The 9,694-nt window shown below is 73.2% G+C and carries 10 protein-coding genes; 6 read left to right on the top strand and 4 right to left on the bottom strand.

Annotated elements, in window-relative coordinates; all coding sequences use genetic code 11:
* Positions 1-333 (bottom strand): hypothetical protein (locus tag QR78_RS14640; RefSeq protein WP_048428272.1); only part of this gene is annotated, 333 nt, incomplete at its 3' end.
* A gap of 26 nt (positions 334-359) precedes the next feature.
* On the bottom strand, positions 360-1,427 hold the full coding sequence (locus QR78_RS14635; RefSeq protein WP_048428271.1) for a hypothetical protein: 1,068 nt from the start codon (positions 1,425-1,427) through the stop codon (positions 360-362).
* Between the two features lie 181 nt (positions 1,428-1,608).
* Between QR78_RS14635 and QR78_RS14630 the strand changes: the two genes are divergently transcribed.
* From QR78_RS14630 to QR78_RS14620, 3 genes are all read left to right on the top strand, one after another.
* Positions 1,609-3,300, top strand: a complete 1,692-nt coding sequence (locus tag QR78_RS14630; protein ID WP_244278481.1) for a GspE/PulE family protein — start codon at positions 1,609-1,611, stop codon at positions 3,298-3,300.
* 1 nt (position 3,301) lies between these two features.
* Positions 3,302-4,516: a type II secretion system F family protein gene (locus tag QR78_RS14625; protein WP_048428269.1), complete on the top strand. Its 1,215-nt coding sequence runs from the start codon at positions 3,302-3,304 to the stop codon at positions 4,514-4,516.
* A 117-nt stretch (positions 4,517-4,633) separates the two neighbouring features.
* Entirely contained in the window at positions 4,634-4,921 is a 288-nt protein-coding gene (locus QR78_RS14620) for a hypothetical protein (RefSeq protein WP_048428275.1), read from the top strand.
* Positions 4,922-4,970: 49 nt separating this feature from the next.
* Here the strand turns inward: QR78_RS14620 and galU are convergent, their stop codons facing one another.
* Positions 4,971-5,837 carry a UTP--glucose-1-phosphate uridylyltransferase GalU gene (galU, locus tag QR78_RS14615; protein ID WP_048428268.1) on the bottom strand — a complete coding sequence of 289 codons (867 nt, stop codon included), beginning with the start codon at positions 5,835-5,837 and terminating at the stop codon, positions 4,971-4,973.
* Between the two features lie 180 nt (positions 5,838-6,017).
* On the opposite strand from galU, the gene galE reads away from it, so the two are divergent.
* The 3 genes from galE (at position 6,018) to QR78_RS14600 (ending at position 9,087) form a co-directional block, all read left to right on the top strand.
* Complete coding sequence (gene galE / locus QR78_RS14610; protein ID WP_048428267.1) at positions 6,018-7,010, top strand: UDP-glucose 4-epimerase GalE; 993 nt, start codon at positions 6,018-6,020, stop codon at positions 7,008-7,010.
* Positions 7,011-7,013: 3 nt separating this feature from the next.
* Positions 7,014-8,198, top strand: a complete 1,185-nt coding sequence (locus QR78_RS14605) for a lytic murein transglycosylase (protein WP_089504224.1) — start codon at positions 7,014-7,016, stop codon at positions 8,196-8,198.
* Positions 8,199-8,289: 91 nt separating this feature from the next.
* The gene (locus QR78_RS14600) at positions 8,290-9,087 is read left to right on the top strand and encodes an aldolase (protein WP_048428266.1); all 798 of its coding nucleotides are present in this window, start codon (positions 8,290-8,292) and stop codon (positions 9,085-9,087) included.
* A gap of 86 nt (positions 9,088-9,173) precedes the next feature.
* Here QR78_RS14600 and QR78_RS14595 read toward each other — a convergent pair whose 3' ends face one another.
* Positions 9,174-9,602 (bottom strand): DUF4267 domain-containing protein, encoded by a 429-nt coding sequence (locus QR78_RS14595; RefSeq protein ID WP_048428273.1) that lies wholly within the window; start codon positions 9,600-9,602, stop codon positions 9,174-9,176.
* Positions 9,603-9,694: the final 92 nt, after the last annotated feature.

The following is a 9,694-nucleotide window of genomic DNA, read 5'->3' as shown; positions in this document are numbered from 1 at the left end:
GGAGCCGCCTCGACGCGCTCGCCGCCGGGCGGGGTCCGGCTGGAGGCCCGCCCCGTCCACCGCCACGCTCCGCCCGGCGGCGAGCGCGTCGAGGCGGCTCCGGAAGGCGATGACGAGGCCGGCCTCGTCGGCGGCCGAGAGCGGGGCCGGTGCCGGGGCGGCGGCCGCGGCGGCCTGCGCGCGGGCGAGGCGGTCGCGGGCCGCCGCGATGTCGTCGGCGGCGGCGAGCGCGTCGAGCACCGGCCCGGTGCCGAGGACGATCGCGACGCCGAGGGCGAGAAGGCCGACGAGCAGCGGCCGGACCGCGGGCAGGGTCATGGTGGGCGGGGTCATGTCGGACGGCCTCATGTCGGACGGCCTCATGGCCGGCCCCCGACGGGCAGCCGCGGCAGCGTGACGACGACGCGCTGCCCGCCCCCGGCGGGCTCGACCCGCTGCAGGGCCGGGGCGCCGTAGCCCGGCAGGCCGGCGAGCGCCGGCACCGCCACGGTCGGGTCGGGCGCCCGCAGCGTCAGTTCCAGCCCCGCCCGGGAGACGCGGAGATTTTCCGCCGAGACCGTGTCCGGCAGGGCGGCGGCGAGCGAATCCCAGGTCCGGGCGAGCGGCGGCCCGCGCTCGGCCAGGATCTGCGCGATGCCGGCCTGGATCGCGGGCGGGCGGCCCTGGGCGGCGGCGCGGCGGGCGGTCGCGAAGGCGTCGTCGAGGGCGGCGAGCGTCGCGGCCTGGTGCTGGCGCAGACCCAGGACGGCGCCGAGGAGACAGAGCCCGGTCGCCGCCGCCAGCACGAGATTGCCCGAGCCGCGCAGCAGCCCCGGCAGGGCGTGGTGCCCGCTCGACAGGAGATCGACCGGCATCGTGCGGTCCTCCGCCGGGCCGACCGCGACGACGCTCGCCTTCAGCCCCGCTTCCGCCAGCGCCGCCAGCACGGGGGCGAGCCGGGTGCGCTTGAGCACGACGTGGCGCACCCGCAGGGTGCGGGTCTCGGCATCCTCGCCCTCGACGTACCAGTCGCTGAAGACCTGGTCGGCCCGGAACGGCGTCGCGGCTTCCAGTTCCTGGGCCAGCACCGCGCGCATCCGCGGCAGGGCGGCGCTCGGCAGGTCCAGGGTGCGGATGAAGCAGGCGGCGGGATCGACCACCACTTTCGCCCGGGCCTCCGCGCGGCCGCCCCGGATCGCCGAGAGCCGTTCGGCGAGGTCGTCGGCCCCGCCCTCCAGGCGGTAGGTCCGGTCCTGGCCGTCGCGCCGGTCGGTCGCCGTCAGGCCGGCCTCCCCCGGGGCCCCGAGCCGCAGCGTCAGCAGGGCCGGCACGCGGTCGGTGCGCACCTCCGCGAAGCCGAGGAGGTGCGCGGCCGCGTCGATCCCCTGGCGGAACGAGGCCCGGGCGGAGGACAGGAGGGCGTGCGAAGAGGCGGTGGGCGCGCGCAACGGGTCGGCTCCGGCGCCCGACGACCGGTACGGGGCGGTACCGCCCGGTCTAGCGCCCTGACATTTCCGTCCGCTTAAGGACGTGGCGCGAGAATGCCCCACAGGTGGGTCGTGCCCATTCGGCTTTCTCTGGGGCAGGACGATGCTCAGCATCTGGGGCGGGAAGACCCGGCCGCGGCGCATGCGAACGGACCGGCGCGATGCGGCCCGCGGCCGCGCCGAGGACCTGCGCACCTTCGTCGACCGGCTCGCCGAGAGCGACGTGCTGGATGCCGCCGGTCACGAGCGGGCGCTCGCCGCCCTCGACGGGCCCGGCCGGCGCCCCCTCCCCCTGCTGCTCACCGAGCTCGGCCTCGTCCACGAGGCGACGCTGGTCACCGCCCTCTCGGAGGCCACCGGCCTGCCGATCCTGCGCCAGGACGACCTGCCGGGCGAGCCGGTCCTGCCCGATCTCCTGTCGACCGATTACTGCGCCCGCGCCCGGGTGCTGCCGCTGGCGGTCGAGGCCGAGCGCCTCGTCGTCGCCCTGGTCGATCCGTTCGACGCCGACACCATCCGGGCGCTGGAGCACCTCGTCGAGCGGGCGGTCGCCCCCCGCCTCGTCGGCCCGGGCAGCTTCGAGCGGGCGCACCGCACCGTCTACGGCGACGTCGCCGAGGAGGGCGAGGCGGGGTCCGACGACGACCTCGCGCGGCTCGCCGACGTGGCGAGCCAGGCGCCGATCGTGCGGCTCTCGGCCCGGCTGGTGCGCAAGGCCTTCGAGCTGTCCGCCTCCGACATCCACCTGGAGGTGGAGGAGGCCGACATGCGGGTGCGCTACCGCGTGGATGGCGTGCTCGTCGAATCCGAGCGGCTGCCGAAATCGGTCCAACTCGCGCTCACCACCCGCATCAAGATCCAGGCCGGCCTCAACATCGCCGAGCGGCGCCTGCCCCAGGACGGGCGCATGCAGGCCCCCGACCGCGGCCAGGAGGTCGATATCCGCGTCTCGACCCTGCCGACGGCCCATGGCGAGAGCGTGGTGCTGCGCGTCCTCGACGGCTCGCGCCGGGTCGAGGATTTTTCGGCGCTGGGCTTCGACGCGGCGGCGATCCGGGAGATCGCCGCGATGACGAGCCGGCCGAACGGCCTCGTCCTCGTCACCGGCCCGACCGGCTCAGGCAAGACCACGACGCTCTACGCCGCACTCCGCCGGATCAACAGCCCGCACCTCAAGGTCGTCACCGTCGAGGACCCGGTGGAATACCGGATGGCCGGGGTGAACCAGGTCCAGGCCCATCCCGGCATCGGCCTCGACTTCGCGGCGGCGCTCCGCTCGATCCTGCGCCAGGACCCGGACGTGGTGATGGTGGGCGAGATCCGCGACGGCGAGACCGCCCGCATCGCCGTCCAGGCGGCGCTGACCGGCCACCTCGTCGTCTCGACGCTCCACACCAACTCCGCCCCCGCCACCGTGACGCGCCTGATGGATATGGGCATCGAGCCCTACCTCATCGCCGCGACCCTCAACGGCGTGGTGGCCCAGCGCCTGGTGCGCCGGCTCTGCGGCGCCTGCGCCGAAGCCACGCCCGCGATGCCGCAGGAGCGCCTGCGCCTCGGCATTGCGCCCGAGACCCCCTTGAGCCTCAAGCGCGCCCGCGGCTGCCCGGCCTGCAACGGCACCGGCTATCGCGGCCGCATGGTCGCCTCGGAGATCATGACCCTCGACGGGGAGCTGCGCGGCCTGATCGCCGATCGGGCCGACGAGCAGACCCTGACCGCCCGGGCGCGCGCCGCCGGGATGACGGGGCTCGCCGACAGCGCCCGGGCGCGGGTGCTCGACGGGGAGACCACCCTCGACGAGGTCGGGCGGGTGCTCGAAGGGACGCTCTGAGATGCCCCGCTTCGCCTACAAGGCCTATGCCGCGGACGGGCGCTCGCGGGCCGGCACCATCGAGGCCGAGACGCGCCAGCGCGCCGTGGCGCGCTTACGCACCGACGGGCTCCAGGTCTACGAGATCGCCCAGGCCGCCGCCGGCCCGGCCCCGTTCTGGCGCCGCGACCTCTTCGGGCGCGACCGGGTCAACGACGCCGCCCGCGTCGCCTTCCTGCGCGAGTTCGGGACGCTGGTCGGCGCCGGGCTCACCGTCGACAAGGCCCTGCGCCTCGTCGAGCGCCAGGCCGGGCCGGCCCTCAAGCCCGTCCTCTCCGACCTGCTCGAGCGGGTGGTGGCCGGCGCCTCCCTGTCGCGGGCGATGGCGGCCCATCCGCAGGCCTTCCCGCGCGACATGGTCGACATCGTGCGCGCCGGCGAGGCCACCGGCACCCTCGTCGACGTGGTCGGCTCGCTCACCGCCTCGATCGAGCGCCGCGACGCGGTCCGGCGCCATCTTGTCTCGGCGATGATCTACCCGGCGCTCCTCGTCGCGATGGCGATCGGCACCGTGGCGATGATCGTCGGCGTGCTGGTGCCGGCCTTGAGCCCCCTCTTCGAGGGCAGCGGCCAGGCGCCGCCCTTCGCGATCCGCGCCGCCGCCTGGCTCGGCGACACGCTGTCGGCGACCTGGCCGTTCTTGATCGGCGGCCTCGCGGTTCTGATCCTCGCGCTCGCCAGGGTGTGGCGGGTGCCGGGTTTCGCGGCGGCGCGGGCGCAACTCGCGCTCCGCCTGCCGCTGGTGCGCGAGATCGTGGTCGGCATCGAGTGCGGCCGGTTCTGCCGGGTGCTCGGCACGCTGCTCACCGCCGAGGTGCCGATCCCCGACGCGGTGGCGGCGACCCGCCCGCTCGCCGGCAACCAGGTGTTTCGCCGGGCCTTCGACGAGGCCGGGCGGCGGCTCGCCGAGGGCGGCAGCCTCGCCTCGGGGCTCTCCTCGCTCAAGCCCTACGCCGCCTCGACCCTCAACCTCATCGCCAGCGGCGAGCAGGTGAACCGCCTCGGCAGCGTCCTCCTCCACGCCGCCGAGATGCACGAGACCGAGACGCGCCAGCGCATCGACCGCCTGCTCGCCCTCCTCACCCCCCTGGTGACCGTGGCGATCGGCGGCCTGATCGGCGGCCTGATCATTTCGGTCATGGGGGCGATCCTCAGCGTGGGGCAATTGACGCAGTAGCGGCGGGGGATCCGGCCGGCGGCGGCGGGCGTTGCCTGCGCTCCTGATCCCGGGAGCCCTGCCGTGCCCACCGAACGCCGACCGTCTCCGACCCTGCTCGCCGCGTCCCTCGTCGGGGTGCTCGGCGGCGCGCTCGTGGCCGTGCCGGAGGCAGCCCTCGCGCAGCAGGGCCGGCCCTCCACCCTCGCGATGACCTGCGGCCAGGCGCGCAACTTCCTCGCCGCGCGAGGGGCCGCGGTGCTCGGCACCGGCGGCTACACCTACGACCGCTACGTGCGCGACCGCAGCTTCTGCGAGCCGACCGAGATCACCAAGAATGCCGTCGTGCCGACCCGCGACACGCCGGAATGTCTCGTCGGCTACCGCTGCATCGAGCCGGGGCGCAACTGGTTCGACGACGAATAGGCGGCCCCGCGACCGGGCATCGGTGGCCGGGCGCGGGGCCGGACGGTCTTCAGCCCTTCGCCAGCAGCGCCTCGATCTCCTGCTTGAGCGCGTCCCGCAGCTCCGGCCGCTCCAGGCCGTAGGCGAGGTTCGCGACCAGGAAGCCGAGCTTCGAGCCGGTGTCGTAGGTCTTGCCGCGGTAGTGCATGCCGTAGAACTTCTGCGTCTCCGACAGGCGCTTCATGCCGTCGGTGAGCTGGATCTCGCCGCCCGCGCCGCGTTCGCCGCGCTCGAGAATCGAAAAAATCTCCGGCTGGAGGATGTAGCGGCCCGAGATGATGTAGTTCGACGGCGCGGTGCCCTTCGCCGGCTTCTCGACCATGCCGGTGATCTCGAAAGTGTCGCCGTATTCCTGGCCGACGCTGACGATGCCGTATTGATGGGTCTGGTCGGGGGCGACCTCCTCGACCGCGATGATGTTGCCGCCGTGCTGCTCGTAGGCCTTGAGCATCTGCACCATGCTGCCGCGGCTGAGCATGTCGGGCAGGATCACCGCGAAGGGCTCGTCGCCGACGATCTCGCGGGCGCACCACACCGCGTGGCCCAGCCCCAGCGGCTCCTGCTGGCGGGTGAAGCTGGTCTGGCCGGCGGCCGGCAGGTCCTTCTTCAGGGCCTCGTAGGCCTCGGTCTTGTTGCGCTCCTGAAGGGTGCGCTCGAGCTCGTAGGAGATGTCGAAATGATCCTCGATCACCGCCTTGCCGCGGCCGGTGACGAAGATGAAGTGTTCGATCCCGGCCTCGCGGGCCTCGTCGACGACGTGCTGGACCACCGGCCGGTCGACGACCGTCAGCATCTCCTTGGGCACCGCCTTGGTCGCCGGCAGGAAACGGGTGCCGAGGCCCGCGACCGGGAGGACGGCTTTGCGAATGCGTTTCATCGTGCGTGATCCAGTGAACACCGAGGAGCTGCCGGACCGCCCGGCGGGACTAGGCGCGACCGGGCGCTTCGCACCCACCGGACCTCCTCCCCGCGGGCAGCCTTGCCACCGGACAGCTTAATTGACGCTGAAGCATTGCGGGGTATGGATCAACCCGTCTCACACCGGGGAGCGGACGGAATGGCGGTACTTGTCACGGGCGGGGCCGGCTATATCGGCAGCCACATGGTGCTCGCCCTGATCGACGCCGGACACGAGGAAGTCGTGGTCCTCGACGATCTGTCCACCGGCTTCGATTGGGCGTTGCCGCCGGAAGTCACGCTGGTGCGCGGCGACGTCGCCGACCAGACCTTGGTGGCCGAGACCATCCGCGCGCACAAGATCGATGCGCTGGCGCACTTCGCCGCCAAGATCGTGGTGCCGGATTCGGTCTCGGATCCCCTCGGGTATTACCTCGCCAACACGGTCAAGTCTCGCGCGCTGATCGAGGCGGCGATCGGCGCGGGCGTGCGCCACGTCATCTTCTCGTCCACCGCCGCGGTCTACGGCGAGCCGGCGGTGGTGCCGGTGCCCGAGGACCTGACGCCGAACCCGATCAACCCCTACGGCCGCTCGAAGCTGATGACCGAGTGGATGCTGGAGGACGCCGCCCGCGCCCACGGCATCAGCTACGTCGTCTTGCGCTACTTCAACGTGGCGGGGGCCGATCCGCGCGGGCGCTCGGGCCAGTCGACCCCCAACGCCACCCATCTCATCAAGGTCGCGACGCAGGCGGCGCTCGGCAAGCGCGGCCAGCTCGAGGTGTTCGGCACCGACTATCCGACCCCGGACGGCTCGTGCCTGCGCGACTACATCCAGGTCTCGGACCTCGCGGCCGCCCACCTCGTCGCGCTCAACCACCTGCGCGGCGGCGGTGAGAGCCTGACCCTCAATTGCGGCTATGGCCGCGGCTACTCGGTGCTCGAGGTGATCGACGTGGTGAAGTCGGTCTCCGGCGTCGACTTCCCGGTCAAGCTGTCGCCGCGCCGGGCGGGCGACCCGTCGCGGATCGTCGCCGGGGCCGACCGGATCCGGGCCGAGCTCGGCTGGGTGCCGCAGCACGACGACCTGCGCGAGATCGTCACCCAGGCGCTGGCCTGGGAAGAGGCATTGGCCCGTCGCAACCGGGTCTGATCGATGCCCCAGACCCGGTTCGTCCTGCGGAGCGTCCTGGCGCTCGGTACCGTTCTGCTCCTTGCCGCCCCCAGCGGCGCGGGCGATTTCCGGGCCTTCGTCGAGGAGCTGTGGCCGGCCGCCCAAGCGCGGCACGTCTCGCGTACGACCTTCGACGCGGCGTTCCGGGGCGTCACCCCGGACCCGGCGGTACTGGCGCGGCTGCGCCGCCAGGGCGAATTCGGCCGGCCCGTCTGGGAGTACCTGACCGGCGCCGTCTCCGCCGGCCGCATCGCCCGCGGGCGGGCGGAGGCCGCGCGCCGCGCCGAGACCCTGGCGGCGATCGAGGCGCGCTACGGCGTGCCGGGCCCGGTGCTCCTCGCCTTCTGGGGCATCGAATCGGATTTCGGCGCCAGCGCCGGCACGATGCCGGTGATCCGGGCGCTCGCCACCCTGGCCGAGGCGCGCCACCGCGGCGAGCTGTTTCGCGATGAATTGCTGGCCGCCCTGGAGATCCTCCAGCACCACGACGTGAAGCCCGAGCGGATGCGCGGATCCTGGGCCGGCGCCATGGGGCAGACGCAGTTCCTGCCCTCGGCCTATCTGAAGGCGGCGGTCGATTTCGATGGCGACGGGCGGCGCGACATCTGGGATTCGGCGCCGGACGCGCTCGCCTCGATCGCGAATTTCCTGGCCCAGGCCGGCTGGCGCCGCGACCTGCCCTGGGGCGTCGCCGTCACGCTGCCGGCCGGTTTCGACCTCGCGCGCTATCGCGGCCCGTTCTCCGACTTCGCCCGGCGCGGGGTGCGAAGCCTCGACGGCGAGGCCCTGCCCGACCAGGGCGAGGCGAGCCTGTTCCTGCCCGGCGGGGCCGGCGGGCCGGCCTTCCTGATCACCGCCAATTTCGAGGCGATCCGCGCCTACAACACCTCGGATTCCTACGCGCTGGCGGTGGGCCATTTCTCGGACCGGATCGCCGGGGGGCCGCCGCTCGCCGCGCCCTGGCCGACCGGGCCGCGCCTCGATCAGGCAGGGGTCACCGCGCTCCAGCGCGGGCTCTCCGCCCTCTGGCTCTACGAGGGCCCTTTCGACGGTCGCGCCGGGCCGAAACTGCGCGAGGCGGTGCGGCGCTACCAGATCGCCGCGGGCCTGCCGGCGGACGGCTACGCCACTCCCGCCCTCCTGGAGCACCTGCGCGCGCCGCGCTGATTTCGAGGATCGGGTTCGGGCCGCCCCCCCCCGTGGACAACCGAGGCCGACTTCCGCAAGGATCCGCCGGAACGCAGGAGACCTCGACACCATGGCTCACGCATTGGGCGCGCCGGCCGGCGAACGGAGTCCCGACGGCCCCAACCAGCCCGATCTCGCCGGGCCGGAGGTGCGCCGCGCCAAGGAGGACCTGGCGGCCTGCTTCCGCATGGCGGCGCGCCACGGCCTGGAAGAGGGCATCTGCAACCACTTCTCGGCGATGGTGCCGGGCTACGACGACCTCTTCATCGTCAATCCCTACGGCTACGCCTTCGCGGAGATCACCGCCTCGAAGCTCCTGGTCTGCGACTTCCACGGCAACGTCGTCTCGGGCGAGGGCCAGCCGGAGGCGACCGCCTTCTACATCCATGCCCGCCTGCACAAGCGCATCCCGCGGGCGCGCGTCGCCTTCCACACCCACATGCCCTACGCCACCGCCCTCTCGATGACCGAGGGCGATCCGCTGATCTTCGCCGGGCAGACCTCGCTCAAGTTCTACGGCCGCACCGCCTTCGACCGGAACTACAACGGCCTCGCCCTCGACGAGCGCGAGGGCGACCGCATCGCCGACAGCGTCGGCGAGGCCGACATCGTGTTCATGAAGAACCACGGCGTGATGGTGCTCGGCCCGACCATCGCGGAGGCCTGGGACGATCTCTACTACCTGGAGCGCGCAGCCGAGGTGCAGGTGCTCGCCCTCTCGACCGGCCGCGCCGTCCTGCCGGTCGATCCCGCCATCGCCGAGGCCGCCTACCGGCAGATGCGCGAGGGCGATCCGGAATCGGCCCGCCTCCACCTCGCGGCGATCCGCCGGCGGCTCGACCGGGAGGAGCCGGACTACGCCGCCTGATACCATGTCCGGAAGATTCCTTCCGGACATGGTATCGCAAGCCCGCGCGGCGCTTGAGCGAAGCCGGAATCCGCATCGCGAAGCGATCAAACGGATTTCGTATGACTGCGGCGGACGAGCCAGAGGGCGGTGAGCGCCAGCACCCCGGCGCTCACCCCATGCAGCCCGATCTGCCACCACGCGGCGGTGCCGGCGGAGAGGACGAGGGCGAGGTCGCAGGCCGGGATGACGAGGCTGCCCGCCAGCACGATCGCCACGGCGCGCCGGGTCGACAGGAGGCCGAGGCCGCCGAGATAGAGCGCGAGGGCCGCGTCGCGCGCGCCGATCGCCCGAAGATAGGTCCGGCCGATCCCGGCGGGCTCCGGCACGCCGTAGATCAGCGCGCCGAGCGCGGGCGCCGCCAGGAAGAGGCCGCCCAGGCCGAAGAAGACCAGCGCCATGGCGAGCACGACCCAGAGGCGTGGATCGGAGGGGGTGAGGCGATCGTCCCGGGTGGCGAGAGGGTGTCGGTCCATGCTGCCGGCATGCCCGAAGGCGCGGGCCGGTGCCTTCACGTGGGTTGAGAGGCTGCTTCGCCGGTCAGCGATTTCCATCCCGCCTGCGACCT

Origin of the sequence: Methylobacterium indicum (genome assembly GCF_001043895.1) — a bacterium.
GTDB classification, from domain to species: domain Bacteria; phylum Pseudomonadota; class Alphaproteobacteria; order Rhizobiales; family Beijerinckiaceae; genus Methylobacterium; species Methylobacterium indicum.
This window is presented reverse-complemented; position numbering and strand designations above follow the sequence as displayed.

Bases quoted from the DNA above. Each gene is read 5' to 3' on its own strand.
- galE (WP_048428267.1), top strand. From the start codon at position 6,018: ATGGCGGTACTTGTCACGGGCGGGGCCGGCTATATCGGCAGCCACATG.
- QR78_RS14625 (WP_048428269.1), top strand. From the start codon at position 3,302: ATGCCCCGCTTCGCCTACAAGGCCTATGCCGCGGACGGGCGCTCGCGG.
- QR78_RS14630 (WP_244278481.1), top strand. From the start codon at position 1,609: ATGCGAACGGACCGGCGCGATGCGGCCCGCGGCCGCGCCGAGGACCTG.
- galU (WP_048428268.1), bottom strand. From the start codon at position 5,837: ATGAAACGCATTCGCAAAGCCGTCCTCCCGGTCGCGGGCCTCGGCACC.
- QR78_RS14600 (WP_048428266.1), top strand. From the start codon at position 8,290: ATGGCTCACGCATTGGGCGCGCCGGCCGGCGAACGGAGTCCCGACGGC.
- QR78_RS14605 (WP_089504224.1), top strand. From the start codon at position 7,014: ATGCCCCAGACCCGGTTCGTCCTGCGGAGCGTCCTGGCGCTCGGTACC.
- QR78_RS14595 (WP_048428273.1), bottom strand. From the start codon at position 9,602: ATGGACCGACACCCTCTCGCCACCCGGGACGATCGCCTCACCCCCTCC.